Origin of the sequence: Paenibacillus odorifer (genome assembly GCF_000758725.1) — a bacterium.
GTDB classification, from domain to species: domain Bacteria; phylum Bacillota; class Bacilli; order Paenibacillales; family Paenibacillaceae; genus Paenibacillus_AQ; species Paenibacillus_AQ odorifer.
The window spans coordinates 3,685,297-3,701,328 of the sequence record NZ_CP009428.1; the positions used below are offsets into that span (position 1 = coordinate 3,685,297).

Sequence of the window (16,032 nt, forward strand, 5' to 3'; positions counted from 1 at the left end):
TATCACAGGATTCTTTAAATGTCATGTGATTTTTTTCACATTTATAAAGAAAATTTTAAATAAGTTTTTTCCTTATATTCAATCATTCACAAACAACAATAAACCCCCACTCTGCTAACAACAAAAGAACCTACCAACAGGCAGGTTCTTTTTCCTTATTACATTACGCGCCAGCTGATACCACCATTCGTAGTCTGTAACAGTATCGAGCGCTTGTCCTCTTTTTTCTCAATCAAAAGCCACCCCACCTCAGTGGAAAAAAACTGCAGCTTTACAATCTCCGGATATTCCAGAAGCTTAGATCGCAGTACACTGCTCTCTTTAAGAGGTAACCACGTAACTCCTTGATCCACCGTATGGTAAAGGGTGTCGCCAAGTATGGTCCAACCGATCTGTGAGTTCAAGAACGTCGGAGCAATTTGACGATTGACACCAGCTTGTGCGTTCAATCCAAAGGATGCAAATTTCCAGTTAGCTCCACCGTTAGCCGTAAAATATCCATGGTAGGCGATTGTTTTTTCTTTATCCTTTTGGCAGCCAACAGACATCCAACCAGTAGACTTACTGGCATCAAAGAACTCCGGTTTGCCCGTAATTACTCGGTCACAATCCTCTAAACGTTCGTTAACCAGAAAAGCTGGCCCGAGGGTCCAGCTCTTACCGCCATCTTTTGTCATAAAGATTTTGGGAAGAGCACCTGTCTGCATTGTCACAAATCCATGTGTACTATTGCGAAAAATCATTCCAGTGGTAACGCCGGCAAACGGTATCGAATCATTAGGGAAATTCGGATTGTATTGCTCATTCTGCATCACTTCTTCCCAAGTGGCCCCACCGTCTGTCGTTGAAAAAAGTGCCTTGTTCTCTTTATTGGAAGAAGCGTTCCATGAGGTCATCAGCCAACCCTTTCTGGGTGAGTTGAAATATACAGAGGATACTGTATTCACATCTCCTAAAGATGAGATTTTCCAGCTTTGGCCGCCATCTGTGGTTCGCAGCACAATCGTCTCTGTCGAGCCAAAAGCACTTCTTATAATCCAACCATGAGATGGATCCGTGAAGAAAATCCCCTTCCCATACACAGGATTGGAGAGGAACTGCACATTTGGTGCTGGTGAAATATTAGCCCAAGTTGCTCCGTTATCCCTGGTCAAGTACAACCGAAGTTCGTTTTTGGTAACCCCCCAGGCCAGACCCTCACTTTCACTAAGCAGCTGAAAATCTGTAAGACGAGTCTGAATTTGATATTTCGGAGCGCTATCATTATCAATATGATTGGCGTCTGGAGTAATCAGGGTTATCGTCTGTCCTTCTTCAGGTGCCTCTGTCGGCTGGGGCTGCTGAGTAGGTTCCGGGGGAGGAGATGAACAAGCCGTGACCACCCACGCTAACAAAATCAGCATCAATATTAATCTTATTCCCTTCAATCCAGCAATCTTAGATGCCAATAACCTCTCTCCTCTCGGATGGATTGAATCTTATTTATGATTCAAATTACTATTACGATAGCCGTATAGTGCATAGATTAGAAGTCCAACAACTGTCCAAATTAGAAAACCAATCCATGTCTCACTTCCTAGATTATACATCAAAATACCACAAGTTGCCGCACTTAACAGCGGAATGAAAGGTACCCAAGGAACTCTGAACCCTCTTTTTAAATCCGGATGAATATATCTAAGCGCGATTACCCCTAAAGACACTACAAAAAAGGCAAACAATGTTCCTATGCTTGTCAGATTTGCCAACCGATCCAGTGGGATGAAACCCGTTAACACGGCTATTAAGATGCCTACCATCCATGTGCTTCGTACGGGTACCTGTGTTTTAGCATTAATCTTAGATAAACTTATTGGCAGTAGGCCATCACGTGAGATGGCAAATAACAGCCGGGTTTGACCGAATAACATCACGAGGAGTACTGTAGTCATTCCCGCGATGGCTCCAACAGAGATCAGACCGGCAATCATATCCTGATTTACAAAGCGAAGCGCATATGATACAGGATCACTAACATTGAGATCAGTATATGGAACAATACCTGTTAATACGAGTGAGACAAGAACGTACAAGACAGTGCAGATAGCAAGGGATGAAATAATTCCAATCGGCAAATCGCGTTGGGGTCTTTTCACCTCTTCTGCAGCGGTTGCTAGCGCATCAAAACCTATGTAGGCAAAAAACACTGTGGCCGCGCCATTGATCACGCCATGGTATCCAAAGGGGAGAAATGGAGTCCAATTCTCTGGCTTCACATAGAAAAATCCAGTTACGATAAATAGAAGCACCACTGCTATTTTGATAAAGACCATGATGGCGTTAAAACGTGCCGTTTCTTTCGTTCCCCGAGTCAGTAAATAGGAAATTAACAAAATGATGATTACTGCAGGCAGATTTATTATTGTACCCGCTTCCGGATTATAAGCCCCCGATAGTGCAGTTGGGAGATGTATCCCAAAGCCCTCTAATAACCCCTGAAAATACCCTGACCAGCCACTGCTTACAGCCGCTGCGGCAACTCCGTATTCCAAGACGAGATCCCAGCCTAAGATCCAAGCTAATAGTTCTCCAAAGGCTACATAACTATAAGCATAAGCACTCCCGGAAACAGGAATGGTCGAAGCAAATTCCGAATAACATAATGCCGAGAGCACACAGGCAAACGCCGCCAGTAAAAAAGAAATTATAAGACCAGGACCTGCATGTTCTGCTGCGGCAACTCCTGTCATTACAAAAATACCTGTGCCGATAATGGCTCCTACCCCAAGCATTGTTAGATCCAGGGCACCCAACGTCTTGTTTAACTGCGTCCCCTCAGAACTTGTGGGTATGTTTAGAGCCTTTTTACGAAATAAATCCATCCTTACATTCTCTCCTGTCTAGTCTTGCTAAGATAATGAAATAAAAATCACATTTTAGTATGGCCTTAATTAGGGTAATGCATTAAATAAGATCAGCTTGAAAACACTACCGTTAACGATTATGATGGACAAGATTGAAACCAAAAATTTGAAATATTAAGGAGATGGAGACATGGCCCCCCCAAAACCCAATCGGGTCGTAGTTATCGGTACTGGAGCAGTTGGTACAACTACAGCCTATACTTTATTGTTACGTAGACGTATGCCCGAACTCGTACTTATTGACGTTAATCATCAGAAAGCACTTGGCGAAGCACTGGATATGAATCACGGCATGCCTTTTGTCGGTGGTGTGAAGTTATGGGCTGGTACTTATGAAGACTGCCGTGAAGCAGATATCATTATAGTAACTGCCGGTGCATCACAAAAACCGGGAGAAACCCGGATAGATCTGCTTCGTAAAAATATTTCAATTTTTAAAGATATCATTGAAAAAATTACAAAGTATAACCAACATGCCATTCTACTTATTGCGACTAACCCTGTAGATATTCTGTCTTACGCGACTTTGAAAATAAGCGGGTTTGACCGCAGACGTGTAATTGGTTCTGGTACGGTACTTGATAGTGCTCGTTTTCGCTATTTGATCGGTCTTCACAAAGAAATCGATCCTCGCAGTATTCACGGACAGATCATCGGTGAACATGGAGATTCAGAGCTTCCGGTTTGGAGTCTTGCGAATGTAGCTGGGATTGATCTTGGTTTTGACGAAGCAGAACGCGAAGAAATCTTCCAAGATACCAAGAATGCAGCCTATGAAATAATTGATGCCAAAGGCTCAACCTCTTATGCAATAGCGCTTGCACTGGACCGAATTGTAGTCTCCATTCTTCATAATGAAGGCGCCGTGTTGAATGTTTCTACTTTATTAAATAACTATAACGGGGTTTCGGATGTCTATCTCGGTGCACCTTGCGTAGTAGATCGCTCGGGTGTTCGACAGGTACTGGACCTCCCACTCAATGAAACCGAACAGGCTTTATTCCAGAAATCCGCTGAGAAGCTAAAAGCAGAAATAGCTAAGCTAGAATTGTAAGCGAATCTGGCTGGAAACAGCCCTTTTTGACTACAAAAGACACAAGAAACCGTCCTTTTTATATGTGGAGCGTTGCCTCCACTATGAAAAGGACGGTTTTTAATATAACACGAATTAACTTAGCCTGCCAATGACAAAAAGATCCTTTAGCAGGCCAGGCTCACCTGAAATTCCGGATCTTTTTTATCAATTTATTTAGTGATAGTTTGCTTATAGTATTCTTTGAGAACTTGTTCGGCTTTTTTGCCATAAATATCAAAACCACGGTCAATGGAAGCCTCTTCTAAGTCATACAATTTCGTGCTCCAATCCCACCAGAAGTAACCGGCAAACCAAGGTTCATTCCAGAATGCTTCCAGCGCTGAGCGATAGAAGTTGGCCTGTTCATCTTCTGAATATGGTAAGTCTGTGTATGTAAAGTCCCATGGCATGGTGGCACACCCATGAGCACTTCGGCAGCCAATCTCGATGAATACGAGAGGCTTGCCAAATCGCTCAGAGAGTGACTTAAGCCGCGGTTTCTGCCGCTCCCAACCAGCCAGCATATTCTCATAAGAATCTCCCGGCACTGAAGCTACCGGATAATAAGCGCTGGTTCCGATAAAATCCACCTCATCCAGCCACTCGATTCCTTCTTCTTTGCCATGATTGGCATTATAAATGATCGGCCCTGTATAAAGATTGGTGACCTCTTGAATCAATTGTCTCCATTCCGCAGTTCTAGACTCTGTGCCGACCATTTCGCAGCCGATACAGAACATCTCACATTCAAGTTCTTCCGCCAACTCTGCGTAGTGTTTAATGAAATTAGTATAAGAACGGAACCATGCTGCCCAATAAACATCTCCCTCTTCCGGAAATCCAATCCTAGCTCTCCAAATGCCATCCCTCGAATTCACTACAGGTTTAAGACAAACTTTAAGACCAAGCTGTTTTGCCAGTTGTACCGCATGTGTGAGATCACGATCAGTCAACGTGTAACCGTAATCATAATGAATTTCTGTTGAATGCACAGTGTCTTGCCATGTCCAAAAAGATAAGGCAATCCATTCACTACCTGTCTCTGCCAGCTTTCTCATCGAATCTTCTGCATATTCTGTACGGTATTCACCTCGTTTTGATCCCCAGCCATAAGTCATCCCTTTTAGAAAAACATTCTTCACGATTAGGACCTCCTATAAAACTCTTAATAACTGTTAGAATAAATCAATACCGTTATAATAACAAGTTATTTTTTGTTATCGATTTTCTAAGGAGGTTGCTTTCTTTTCAATCACAGCTGGATTTGTAATTTAGACATGGCCTCTTCCTTCTCACGACTCGTGATATGTGTGTATACGGTTGTAGTCTGGATCGAGGAGTGACCTAGCAGTTCCTGTACGGTACGCAGATCTGCCCCTTTTCTCAGCAGCATGGTTGCAAAAGAATGTCGGAGCTTATGGCTTGAATACGGGCGTCGCTGTGCTGCTGGCACATCCCTTTGGAAACGATCGAAGGTATCTGCTGCGATTTGCTGAATGCCTCGGATAGACAACCTGCGTCCTTTTTGTGAAATGAACATCGCTTCCTCTTTACTGCGCCAAGGGTCTAACCTTTCTGCTAACGCGGAGTCGAGAAAAGGCACTACATCCTCGGGAACCGGCACATTACGCCATTTACGCCCCTTCCCAAACACACGGAGGGAATGTCTTTCTACATTATAATCACTCAAATTCAGCGTGTGGACTTCCCCCACCCGAAGCCCCATATAGGACATCAACAAAAAAACTGCTAAATTACGCTTTTTGTATTTACCATCTATAGAAGATAAAAACCGCCCCAGATCACTTTCATCTAAGTAAACCGGCTCACGATTGATCTCAGTTTTGGATTTCTTAATTCCGGCTGCCGGGTTGTTCTGTAGTAGTTCCAGCTCGATCAATGACTTGAAAAAACAGTTAATCGCAGCATGCTTCCGGTTACGGGTGGCATCACTCACTCCACGTTCGCGGACAGAGGTCAAAAAGGAAATGACATGCAGCTTCTTCACTGTCTCAAGCTTTTTACCATTCAGACTGTCTAAAAACTGTTTCACATCTACTAAATAGGATTTTTGCGTATAGGGAGTGTACCCGGCATCCTTCATCCAGATGAGAAAGGCCTCCAGCCCTTCTTCGTAGTCTTCACACCACTCATTCATGCCTTAGAGCCTCCTTGTTAATGTTGATCTATATTAGACTTCTCCATTGCTCAGCATGTTTTTTTATTGCAAGTAAGAACTCCGTAAGCACGGGCGATTTCCATTTTTTATGATGATAGGCGATCTGCGTCGCCACACGCTGTGATTCATCATTCCAATTTAATCTGGCAAGTTTGCCTTCAGCCAGTTCATTTTTTACAGTAATTAATGGAAGAAAGGCAATGCCAAGATCAGCCATTACACATTGCTTTATCGCCTCGATACTCCAAAACTCTAACGTGGGGTCAGGAAATACACCGTAACTGTTCAAATGCCGTTCAAATAAAGTCCGGTAGGAACAGCCAGTTTCGGTATGAAGTATGGTCACTCCTTTTAAATGAAGGGGTTCTACCTCAGCAACGTTTAATAAGGGATGATCTGGCGCTGCGATCAGCGTCATCGGCTCATGTACTAATGTTTCTATATTTAAATCTTTATCTTCCGTCTCAGGTTGCAATAAGAACGCTAAATCCAGTTCACCCGAACGGACAAAATCTGATAGTTCCCAGCAAGCTCCAGGCTTCAGAATAATTTGCACCTGCGGATATTTAGCACGAAACTCCTTAATAATGCCTGGTAAGCGAAAAGCAGCCAGAGATTCAGGAGCCCCAATCCGCAAAGAACCCGTTAGTTCACTATCCGAGCGTAACGCGTCCTGTGCTAAATTGTGCATTCTGGATATTTCCTGTGCGAACGGAAGCAAACGACGGCCTGCGTCGGTTAGAATAATCTTTTTACTGATCCGATCAAATAATGGCTGGCCAATTTCAGACTCTAGTGCTTGGATTTGTGCAGTAATACTGGACTGTGCATAATCAAGCTTCTGTGCTGCTCTAGTAAAACTGCCCGTCTCCACTACCACTAAAAAGGTAAAAAGATGACGTGACTCCATGAATTTCCCCCTAAATGAAAATGAACCATCGGAATATCGAATGGATACTATTCAAAAATTCTGTTTTTCCAATGGATCTATTATCTGCTACTCTAGAAAAAAAGACAAGGAAAGCAGGATAAAAAAACATGAAGGAATCCGCTTCAAACACTTTACAAAAAAACATTGGCATGCCTCAGGCTATTGCCCTTTACATCGGGGCTGTGTTGGGTTCTGGGGTCTTAATTGTTCCTGGTTTGGCTGCAGAAATGGCGGGTCCCGCTTCATTACTGGCGTGGGGATTTATGTCGTTGCTGATTTTGCCGATGGCCTTATCAATGGGTCTGCTCTCTGCTAAATTCCCTAACGCTGGAGGCGTGTCCCATTTTGTAACGCTTGCTTTTGGTCCAAAAGCTGGCTCACTGGTGGGATGGTTTTTTCTGATGTCCGTTCCGATAGGTGCACCTGTTGCTGCACTGACTGGAGCGGGTTATATGACAGCCGCTATGGGCTGGGACGAATCTGCGAGAATTACTATCGCCGCTATTATGCTGGTCATTGGTCTGATTACGAACTGGATTGGCATGCAGGTCGCTGGAAAGGTACAGATAGCGGTAGTAATAGCGATTGTTGCTGTGCTGGTCTTCTCCTTTGCTACTGCACTGCCCCGCATGGAAGTCGAACACTTCACTCCCTTTGTCCCACATGGATGGATGAGCATTGGCCAGGCTGCAGCAATCTTATTCTGGTGTTTTATTGGCTGGGAAGCTGTCTCACACCTATCTGAGGAGTTCAAGGACCCACAGCGTGCCGCCGTTAAAGGGGTCACCATCGCCGCTATTATAGTAGGGATTCTATATTTTCTCTCCGCACTAGCAACTGTTGGTACACAAAGCTACCTCAAAGGTGGAGCAAGCACATCACTCGTCTGGATTATTAGTCAGCCTCTTGGGCGCTGGGGAGGATTTATCGCCGGACTTACCGGTCTGTTCATCTGTACAGCCACAATTATTGCCTATGCAGGAGCTGCCTCACGTGTGGCTTATGCTTTATCGCGCCAAGGCTCCGCACCGAAATGGATGGGTAAAATATCCAAACTATACCATACCCCTATCGGTGGCATAGCTTTTCTTCTGCTCTGTTTTGTATCGGTGATGACACTGTATGGCAGCGGATCCATCTCCATCACCACTCTGATTCAGTTTCCGAATGCTACTTTTATCCTGACTTATATCGGAGGGTGTGCCGCAGGGATACGCCTGCTCAAAGGAAGTCGCTTAGGTGTGACGATAAGCTGGATTTCTTTTTTAGCAACAGCTGCTGTGTTTCCTTTTACGGGTTGGGCGATAGGCTATCCGCTGCTCATCACTTTGGTGTTCGTTTGGATTATCCGTAATAAAAGTAAACAGAGGATAAGTGTCACTGAGGAAATTAGTCGTGGAATGCATGAGAAACAACAAAAGGTGTTGTAAGGCTCTAACTGCGTTTGAACCTCTCCCAAAGGAATAGTTACACTGGTGTCCGAAACCGTGCTCAATAGGCGATAAATGTGCAAATAGTGTCAAATCTCTAACTAGTCGTAAACTGGCATTCGTTTCAGCAGCTGCTTAGATGGTTATGGAATGAAGAGGGTATACTAGACTATGACCAGTCAAAGGAGACGATAAATCATGCCAAACAAAACTAAGATCATTCTTGAGCCAGCAGCTCAAAAATTTGCCGATGATAATGCGAAACCTCCCTTTCTACCTGACCTTGGGCCAGAAAAAGGTCGTGAAACGGTAGATAGCGTACAATCCAGTGAGATATATAAACCTGAAGTTGATATTGAAGATCTAATGGTGCCAGGTGGACCTAACGGTGATGTTTCCATAAGAATCGTTCGCCCCCCAAGCTCCTCATCAGCGTCGCTGCCTGTTATCCTGTACATTCATGGTGCAGGTTGGGTGTTTGGGAATGCTCATACCCATGATCGCCTGATTCGTGAACTAGCTGTCGGAGCGGAGGCCGCTATTGTTTTCCCAAATTATAGCCTCTCCCCAGAAGCTAAATATCCAACAGCTATTGAAGAAATCTATGCTGTACTCCAGTGGACAGCTGAAAAAGGAAGCGAGCACGGATTAGATACTAGCAAGCTTTCTATAGCCGGAGACAGCGTCGGTGGGAATATGGCAGCTGCTATTACTCTCATGGCGAAAGAACGGAGTGGACCGAAGATAGCGAAACAACTACTATTCTATCCGGTAACGGATGCCTCGTTTGATACTGAATCCTATCATGAGTTCGCCGAAGGTTATTTCTTGCAGCGGGACGGCATGAAATGGTTCTGGGATCAGTATACCACTGACCCTGAGGAACGAAATCAAATCACTGCCTCTCCTCTTCGGGCTAACCTAGAGCAGCTACGGGATTTACCAGATGCACTGGTTATTACTGGTGAAGCAGATGTGCTACGGGATGAAGGTGAAGCTTATGCCGCCAAATTGCGGGAAGCTGGCGTGAATGTTACGGCTGTCCGCTTCCAAGGCATCATTCATGATTTTGTCATGCTGAATCCTTTAGCCGAGACTCATGCTAAAAAAGGAGCTATCAAGTTAGCGACTACATGGCTTCGTGAAGGTTTCTAAACAAATCAACTGTTGACATATTCTTTTACTAGGCGAATTGGTTCTCACAAGAATTTTGTGCGAAACTGATTCGTCTTTTCTTGTTAACATAATATTTATTATGTTAACAAGTGTATTTTTACAATTGAGAAACAAATATCCATTCTCTGCGTCAATATATTATAAATGATCTATAAGGAGCTAAAATCGTGAAATATGTACCGTTTATCCTAAAGACCGTTATATCTTCCTCCTTGCTCGTATCTGGAGCTGGTGTATATTTGCCTGGTGCTCAAGCAGCAGTAACAACCCCTGCCTCCTCTTCAACAACCGTCGACTCTATCACCACAATTAAACCCTTATGGCACGACAAGGCAGATGGTCAAGGGATTTATAGCCAACAGGCCCCTACTGCAAATGGATTATTCTATTATTCATCAGGCGGGACACTAAAGGCCGCCGATCTCAGTACAGGCAAAGTTAAATGGTCCTACAAAAACGGAACAAATCCTGAGATTATAACGAATAACTCGGTTTTCTTTATCACTTATGAGGGTTATCTTGTAAAAGTTAATGCCCAAACGGGGAAATTGCTTTGGAAGGTTAAGGCTGCCAAAGATCCGATTGAAATCGGTGCTTTCGCGGAGTTAGTTAACGGAGTGTTGTACTTCCGGAACGAGCATGGTGGAATTGCAGCTTATCACCCGGTTACTGGCAAAAAAATCTGGGAGAATAAAGACATCCCTATGTATGTAGGAAGTATCGACGGCCTATATAACGGGGTATTGGTAGTATCCAGTACTGTTGATAATAGGCGTACACAGTTTTTCGGGCTCGATCCGGCTACAGGCAAGAGGTTATGGAGAATTCAGGGATTTTATAGCTTTGTTGCTTACCGGGATGGTGAATTATTACTCCGCGAACAAGCAAATGCTGCAAATAATGCCTCTAACGAGCCTCTTAAAGGCTATCAGTTGACCTTGGTACATGTTGATGTTAAAACTGGAAAAGCGAAGACCAAAAAGAACTATAAACCGCTCGAAGATGTCAGTAGACTCGGTAATTATTTCACATCACTTCAAGGCTCGTATCTATATACAGTCGATGGAGGTTTAGACCAATGGGGGGGTCATCCCCTATACCGCTTTACCTTAGGTCAAGAAACAGCGAGTGAACCCAAAAGTTATGAGGAGTACGGAAATTGGGTGGCTGGTCCAGTAAATAACATGGCTTTTTTCCAAAAGGATGCACAGATCACTGCCGTTCAAATGAACGATAATCGCATTATAAGCTTCAACGGGCCGGACAGTCCTGCGTTAAGCATTCAATCTATGGGTAAGGGGCTATACGCCGGCTATGAGAACGGATATTTCCTTATCATAAATGCAGAAACAGGAAAAGCGCTTGGCAAAGTAAAAACTGGAGCACAACAATACGGCAAACTATTCAGTGCGAATGGTATTCTCTACATCCAGACGGAGCACAATATATTCGCGATTTCTCTGCCAAAAGAATTAAAATAGTTGTTGTTACTCCTTATCTTTCGCAGCCACTTCTCGTTTAAACTCAATGGTTCGACTCTCCAGATGAACTGACCCGCTGTTTCCAATCTGGAAGGTCGTGCCAGACCCAATCGACAGAATTTTGATATATTGTATATTAATTGTTGATTCCGCGGAATCCTTTAATATCACAAATTCATCCACTTCATTCCCTTGGTTTGTCCATACAGGGATAGGAATGTCTATGAGTGTAGTATCTTTCGTGCGATTATTAATCTCCTTTATGTTAAAAAGGTAATTCTCCTTGCTTCCCAGGAATTTAGATTGAACCCGGCCTACAGATCCACATATAAATATAGAACTGTCAGACAGATTGTTGATATAGACATCTTGTATGCGTGAGGTGTGCATAGGTTAACTGCCTTTTTTGACTTGATCTGGAGCGCTCTGAGTATATTCTATTACGCTGTCAAACGCCGAGGAGCAATGAATGGATTGAGTATCCCCTACTAAAAATACTGATGAACCCGAGATCGAAACGACTTTCACTGCATTGACACTAATATCTCTATTGATCACCGTTATCTTCATTCGTCTCCCGCCTTCCGGTTATATTTATTTCCAAATGCCGCTCTACTGCCATAACGATATCTCGTTTGATTTGCTCTACAATAGAAGCGCATTCCTCATCAGTGTATCCACGCCCTTCTTCTGTGGCTGGGAGTTGGCTTACATACTCGTTAATCCGTCCATCCATCTGATTCAGCAGATCCTGAGTCACCATTTGGATATATTGCTCATCAATGCTTAAATTCTTCTCTTTTTCTAAACGTGAAAATTGCGAGGGAACCTCTTCTTGCACATACTTCAGAATCTGTGGGCGAATCTGATCCGATAAGGCAGTTGTACCTACCTCCTGCTCTCCAATAGGTTTACCGTTGATCATCGCTTCATCCAGATTGTTCCCCTCATTCGGTGTAATGCCTATATTTAAAGTGCCTTCCAGCTTTTCGATTTTTAATTGTTCAAAATGATAATTGATAGGTCCTATACTTGCAGATTTATTGTTCTTTATGCTGTCTACATCGCCTTGCAAATCTCGAAGTTGCTTCTCTAGCTGTTGAATCTTCTCCGCTTGCAATCTTAGTGTATTAAAAACCTGCTGAGCGTAATACGGATGCATACAACCCCCTCCTATGGTTTATTGTATGCGGGGACAAAGAGCCTAATTCAGTTGTGCATATAGTTCTGCCGCTGGCGGCAAGGACACAAGGGGTGAATCCATTTTTTCCGCTGGAGGTGTTGAAGGCGATGATGGTGCTCCAGAGGTCTCATAATTATGAGACAAAGAATTGATACGTCCCGATGTACCAATCTGAAGTACCGAGGAATTAGAGATAGTGCCGATTTTTAGATTATAGATCGATATGCATTGATATACCGTAATGTTCATTTAAACCCCACCCTTAAGGAGGTGATACTTGATCCACCACATCTGAATCCATCGTATTTGTACTGCTGGCCGCATTATTCGTTATATTCGTACCTATGGAGTCACCTATGGAGAAGGAGTTGGCACCGGCATAAATTTTAGAGTTGCTGCTCAGGATAACGGATGCCGTATTTCCTACTAAGACTGTGGAGCTGGGGCCTACGCTATTGATTTTAATATTGCCGATGATTGAAACCACCAAACCACTCCTCCTTTCGGAATGATAAGCTATTCTATGTAGATATTCGCCCAGATGTCACTGAATAAGTCAAACGCCCATACAATGGATAAAAACCGTAGGAGGCGCAGAGCTATGAGTCCCAATAAGACGAACCCTTTAGATTGGATGAATGAAGATCCTTTTTTTAAGAAAAAGTTATCCTTGAAAGCTCTTGAAGAGCAGTGGAAGTTGGATCCTAACCAAATTGACGGGTATGTCGAAAAAGTCATCCGAGAAGCAACTGCAGCGACCTCCTCTTCATTTATGAACGAAACCTCAAGTTTAAGCTTTGAGCATATCGACACTCATAATCATCTGATTACCAAAATTCGTATTCCGAGCGGAATCCACCCCGAAAGTATATGGGCACAAATCAATCGCACACAAATTAAATTAACAGGTTTAGGAAAAGATCATAGCGAGATTATTCAGCTGCCAGTTCCCGTCATTCCAGATCAGAGCAGAGGCACTTATAAGCAAGGTTCCCTGCAATTCAGAATGGCTAAAATGTCAGCGGGAAGATTCAAAGATATCGACATCCGTTATTTATAAAATATCCCTTTAAAATCCACCTGTTTTACTCGTCCAAGTGCCCCATTCCCCCTAAAAAAACGCCTTAAAATCAAAACAGCGTATAATTTAAGTTATACGCTGTTTTTTAAAGGTGTTTTTGGCCCTTTTTCATCCGATTTTCTATTCTTTTCGCTCTTCGAACTTTAAGTTCCTCTTGGTCATAAGATGGAGTATCCAGAGTAAAGGTGGGGTCAAATCATGTCTAAAAACAAACGCGGCAAAGCACTTTGGCGCATTCCATCCCGGGCTAGAGGAACATGTCCGATCTGTGGCAGCACACGTATTAAGCTGTTGTACTTCGGGAAAGGCATTTCAGGTGAAAAACTTAACGTATGTAAGAAATGTGATGGAAAGCAAAAGGCATGAAAGCATTTAGCAGTTGATTCACAGAGCGGATTACCAAATAAAGTGCGACCTTAACTTCGAACCTAGGCTCGACAAAAAAGCTATCGTACTTGCTTGGTAATCCTTCACTCCAATAAATTTTATAGCTCAATCCGATATCGTCTTTCCTCATTCGTTAGAATAAATCCCACTGATTCATATAGCCGTAATGCAGAATCATTTTCCGTAAGCACCATCAGGCATGCCTCTTCCAGTCCGTGGGTTCTAAAATAGTTCAATGCTTGAAAAAGCATGTACTTAGCAATTCCGGATCTTCTCCATGGTTCAAGTACAAATACATTTTCGATATAGCCGCCCTTCTCTTCCTGCCAGACCATTAAGCTACCCGCAACCTTCTCCCCTTCTCGAACAACAAGTGATGTCCAGAGCGGATTTTGTTTGAATTCAGCTAACCGTTCTTTCCCTAGCGGAGTTTCCGGCCAAATCTCAGCTTCTAATTCCAAATAATGCTCGTCTTCTTCAGGCGTCTCCATATTCCAAGTTGCAAATTCAAGTTCCTTAGCCAGAGTGGGTTCGGACAAACCATCACTTAGATTGTGTTTCATCTTAAATAAGCTATTATAATGAGAGAAGCTCTTCACTTTTTCGAAAAATTGAGTATTCAAGACCTCTGCCGAATCGTTCCCTACACATAGAGTGGCTTTATACTCCTTCGATAACGTTTCTTTTAATTCAAGTGCTCTTAATAAGAGTGACTGATACACTTTTTCTAATAAATCAAAATCACTTTCACGTTCTGGTATTGTTTTTAAGTTCAGGTAGATCGAATGTCTGCTATCCTTGGAACGGCCGGGCGGCACAATATTAATGATGCTCACTTGGCCTTTGGCCACCATTTTACCGTCCTCGAAAGCGCAATATACATTTTCCCAATTTTCCTCATTACCAACCCACCAAAAAACAACATTCCCCTTTGTAGATACCGAGTTATAAAGTTCCCCAAGTAATGGCATGTCACCTTGTTCAAAATGACGAATAGTAGTCAATGCAAAACCCCTTTTCAAATCATTAATATGGAATATATTTATAATAACATGCATGTCCACGCTACATTTGGTAATTAATTGTTATAAATAACTTCTCCTTGATGTAACATTTTTTAAGTAAACCCTGTCTTACTTATATAGGGGGACTAAAAGATGAGAAAACGATTTTTTATAGGGATTACGATATTTCTGATTGCTTGTGGAGTTGTTCTTGGCGTAGGGACGATATCAAATCTTCTGAGTCCGTTTAAAAGCTTCTCAGTCATCGTAGATAATCAATCTGATGTTGATATTAGCTCTATCGAAGTAGGATTAATTCGTGCGGATTCAAAGAAATCGTATACAAGTCCAATAAAAGCAGGACAAAAGAAAAAATTCACACCAAAATTGAGTCTAAATGGTGAAGGTGCTATATATCTTCGATACACCAACTCTAACGGACAGTCTAAAGAACAAACCGTGTGCGGTTATACCGAATATTTATCAGGTCATTCCAAAGTCACGATTACTAATGAACGCACAACCGTTATTCAGCAATGTAATTAAATCCAATCTTCCAAAAAGAGGACGTAAACCCTTTCAGGTTCACTTCCTCTTTTCAGTTATGTACTTTTAGATTCGACTCCTAACCGGAAACCCTCGAGATCATATAATAGTCGTTGAATGGCACCAGCGTATCGCCCTCAATTTTTGCATAACCACTATTTAATAGCGCTATAACTCTTTTCTCAGCGCTAGGAATCGCCTTGGTAATCATCGCATCAACCCCAAAACAATCATAGAACTCCTTCTCAATCAAAGAGAGGATCTCATTAAGGTTACCTTCATTCTCCAGCCTTGAGATCAGATCGATTCTTAGGACACCAACTACTCCTACCCCTTCAACGCCCTCATTTCTCGCAAAAAATTCAATAGTGCCAACAGCCTTACCACTATTCTTCTCTACGATACTAAAGCGAATGTAACCATGTCCTTCATATTCATCCAGCCAGAATCGAATACACCGATTCATCTCTTCTATCGTTTGAAAGTTAAAATCGTTATTACAGTTATCGCTATTGAACAACGGAATGGAATCAGCATCTGAATAGCATTCTAATAAATCAGCAGCATCTAATTCTTGAACCAGTCTATATACGAACCTTTCACTTTCAAACACTGGACATACTTGATATGGATTAAAGGACACCCTACATTCCTCC

19 protein-coding genes are annotated in these 16,032 nt (G+C 42.8%); 7 read left to right on the plus strand and 12 right to left on the minus strand.

The features are described from left to right. Window positions 1-158: 158 nt before the first annotated feature. Complete coding sequence (locus tag PODO_RS15970) at window positions 159-1,448, minus strand: VPS10 domain-containing protein (RefSeq protein ID WP_038571444.1); 1,290 nt, start codon at window positions 1,446-1,448, stop codon at window positions 159-161. A gap of 30 nt (window positions 1,449-1,478) precedes the next feature. After that, window positions 1,479-2,861, minus strand: coding sequence for a branched-chain amino acid transporter BcaP (bcaP, locus tag PODO_RS15975; RefSeq protein ID WP_036687561.1), 1,383 nt, complete (start codon window positions 2,859-2,861; stop codon window positions 1,479-1,481). Window positions 2,862-3,033: 172 nt separating this feature from the next. Between bcaP and PODO_RS15980 the strand changes: the two genes are divergently transcribed. Then, window positions 3,034-3,957 carry an L-lactate dehydrogenase gene (locus PODO_RS15980; RefSeq protein WP_036687562.1) on the plus strand — a complete coding sequence of 308 codons (924 nt, stop codon included), beginning with the start codon at window positions 3,034-3,036 and terminating at the stop codon, window positions 3,955-3,957. 191 nt (window positions 3,958-4,148) lie between these two features. Here the strand turns inward: PODO_RS15980 and PODO_RS15985 are convergent, their stop codons facing one another. From PODO_RS15985 to PODO_RS15995, 3 genes are all read right to left on the minus strand, one after another. Next, window positions 4,149-5,120: a glycoside hydrolase family 113 gene (locus PODO_RS15985; RefSeq protein ID WP_244886345.1), complete on the minus strand. Its 972-nt coding sequence runs from the start codon at window positions 5,118-5,120 to the stop codon at window positions 4,149-4,151. 110 nt (window positions 5,121-5,230) lie between these two features. Then, entirely contained in the window at window positions 5,231-6,136 is a 906-nt protein-coding gene (locus tag PODO_RS15990) for a tyrosine-type recombinase/integrase (RefSeq protein ID WP_038571448.1), read from the minus strand. A 28-nt stretch (window positions 6,137-6,164) separates the two neighbouring features. Then, a complete protein-coding gene (locus PODO_RS15995) occupies window positions 6,165-7,067 on the minus strand; it encodes a LysR family transcriptional regulator (RefSeq protein ID WP_038571451.1) in 903 nt (300 codons plus the stop codon). A 128-nt stretch (window positions 7,068-7,195) separates the two neighbouring features. On the opposite strand from PODO_RS15995, the gene PODO_RS16000 reads away from it, so the two are divergent. The 3 genes from PODO_RS16000 (at window position 7,196) to PODO_RS16010 (ending at window position 11,175) form a co-directional block, all read left to right on the plus strand. After that, window positions 7,196-8,518 (plus strand): APC family permease, encoded by a 1,323-nt coding sequence (locus tag PODO_RS16000; protein WP_036687567.1) that lies wholly within the window; start codon window positions 7,196-7,198, stop codon window positions 8,516-8,518. A gap of 198 nt (window positions 8,519-8,716) precedes the next feature. Further along, complete coding sequence (locus PODO_RS16005) at window positions 8,717-9,673, plus strand: alpha/beta hydrolase (RefSeq protein ID WP_038571455.1); 957 nt, start codon at window positions 8,717-8,719, stop codon at window positions 9,671-9,673. A gap of 188 nt (window positions 9,674-9,861) precedes the next feature. Further along, the gene (locus PODO_RS16010; RefSeq protein ID WP_038571458.1) at window positions 9,862-11,175 is read left to right on the plus strand and encodes an outer membrane protein assembly factor BamB family protein; all 1,314 of its coding nucleotides are present in this window, start codon (window positions 9,862-9,864) and stop codon (window positions 11,173-11,175) included. 6 nt (window positions 11,176-11,181) lie between these two features. Here the strand turns inward: PODO_RS16010 and PODO_RS16015 are convergent, their stop codons facing one another. From PODO_RS16015 to PODO_RS16030, 5 genes are read right to left on the minus strand one after another with little or no spacing between them, the layout of a single operon-like run. Then, window positions 11,182-11,565, minus strand: coding sequence for a spore germination protein GerPE (locus PODO_RS16015; protein ID WP_036687572.1), 384 nt, complete (start codon window positions 11,563-11,565; stop codon window positions 11,182-11,184). A 3-nt stretch (window positions 11,566-11,568) separates the two neighbouring features. Further along, window positions 11,569-11,745 (minus strand): spore gernimation protein GerPD, encoded by a 177-nt coding sequence (locus tag PODO_RS31120; protein WP_111504304.1) that lies wholly within the window; start codon window positions 11,743-11,745, stop codon window positions 11,569-11,571. After that, entirely contained in the window at window positions 11,723-12,337 is a 615-nt protein-coding gene (gene gerPC, locus PODO_RS16020) for a spore germination protein GerPC (RefSeq protein WP_036687573.1), read from the minus strand. The genes PODO_RS31120 and gerPC overlap by 23 nt, the downstream gene beginning before the upstream one ends. A 42-nt stretch (window positions 12,338-12,379) precedes the next feature. Then, entirely contained in the window at window positions 12,380-12,607 is a 228-nt protein-coding gene (locus tag PODO_RS16025) for a spore germination protein GerPB (protein WP_038571461.1), read from the minus strand. A 13-nt stretch (window positions 12,608-12,620) separates the two neighbouring features. Continuing rightward, window positions 12,621-12,845: a spore germination protein gene (locus tag PODO_RS16030; RefSeq protein ID WP_036687577.1), complete on the minus strand. Its 225-nt coding sequence runs from the start codon at window positions 12,843-12,845 to the stop codon at window positions 12,621-12,623. Between the two features lie 114 nt (window positions 12,846-12,959). Between PODO_RS16030 and PODO_RS16035 the strand changes: the two genes are divergently transcribed. Continuing rightward, entirely contained in the window at window positions 12,960-13,418 is a 459-nt protein-coding gene (locus PODO_RS16035) for an Hsp20/alpha crystallin family protein (RefSeq protein ID WP_036687578.1), read from the plus strand. A 219-nt stretch (window positions 13,419-13,637) separates the two neighbouring features. Then, window positions 13,638-13,805, plus strand: coding sequence for a hypothetical protein (locus PODO_RS31510; protein ID WP_169744777.1), 168 nt, complete (start codon window positions 13,638-13,640; stop codon window positions 13,803-13,805). 119 nt (window positions 13,806-13,924) lie between these two features. Here the strand turns inward: PODO_RS31510 and PODO_RS16040 are convergent, their stop codons facing one another. Further along, the gene (locus PODO_RS16040; protein WP_425311653.1) at window positions 13,925-14,830 is read right to left on the minus strand and encodes a GNAT family N-acetyltransferase; all 906 of its coding nucleotides are present in this window, start codon (window positions 14,828-14,830) and stop codon (window positions 13,925-13,927) included. Between the two features lie 153 nt (window positions 14,831-14,983). Between PODO_RS16040 and PODO_RS16045 the strand changes: the two genes are divergently transcribed. Next, window positions 14,984-15,376: a hypothetical protein gene (locus PODO_RS16045; RefSeq protein WP_038571465.1), complete on the plus strand. Its 393-nt coding sequence runs from the start codon at window positions 14,984-14,986 to the stop codon at window positions 15,374-15,376. 79 nt (window positions 15,377-15,455) lie between these two features. On the opposite strand, the gene PODO_RS16050 is transcribed toward PODO_RS16045, so the two are convergent. After that, window positions 15,456-16,019, minus strand: coding sequence for a hypothetical protein (locus tag PODO_RS16050; RefSeq protein WP_036687582.1), 564 nt, complete (start codon window positions 16,017-16,019; stop codon window positions 15,456-15,458). Between the last annotated feature and the right edge of the window lie 13 nt (window positions 16,020-16,032).

Coding starts and splice junctions, on each gene's coding strand:
- gerPC (WP_036687573.1), bottom strand. CDS start 12,337: ATGCATCCGTATTACGCTCAGCAGGTTTTTAATACACTAAGATTGCAA.
- PODO_RS15980 (WP_036687562.1), top strand. CDS start 3,034: ATGGCCCCCCCAAAACCCAATCGGGTCGTAGTTATCGGTACTGGAGCA.
- PODO_RS16000 (WP_036687567.1), top strand. CDS start 7,196: ATGAAGGAATCCGCTTCAAACACTTTACAAAAAAACATTGGCATGCCT.
- PODO_RS16045 (WP_038571465.1), top strand. CDS start 14,984: ATGAGAAAACGATTTTTTATAGGGATTACGATATTTCTGATTGCTTGT.
- PODO_RS31510 (WP_169744777.1), top strand. CDS start 13,638: ATGTCTAAAAACAAACGCGGCAAAGCACTTTGGCGCATTCCATCCCGG.
- PODO_RS16015 (WP_036687572.1), bottom strand. CDS start 11,565: ATGCACACCTCACGCATACAAGATGTCTATATCAACAATCTGTCTGAC.
- PODO_RS15995 (WP_038571451.1), bottom strand. CDS start 7,067: ATGGAGTCACGTCATCTTTTTACCTTTTTAGTGGTAGTGGAGACGGGC.
- PODO_RS16035 (WP_036687578.1), top strand. CDS start 12,960: ATGAGTCCCAATAAGACGAACCCTTTAGATTGGATGAATGAAGATCCT.
- bcaP (WP_036687561.1), bottom strand. CDS start 2,861: ATGGATTTATTTCGTAAAAAGGCTCTAAACATACCCACAAGTTCTGAG.
- PODO_RS31120 (WP_111504304.1), bottom strand. CDS start 11,745: ATGAAGATAACGGTGATCAATAGAGATATTAGTGTCAATGCAGTGAAA.
- PODO_RS16025 (WP_038571461.1), bottom strand. CDS start 12,607: ATGAACATTACGGTATATCAATGCATATCGATCTATAATCTAAAAATC.
- PODO_RS16005 (WP_038571455.1), top strand. CDS start 8,717: ATGCCAAACAAAACTAAGATCATTCTTGAGCCAGCAGCTCAAAAATTT.
- PODO_RS15990 (WP_038571448.1), bottom strand. CDS start 6,136: ATGAATGAGTGGTGTGAAGACTACGAAGAAGGGCTGGAGGCCTTTCTC.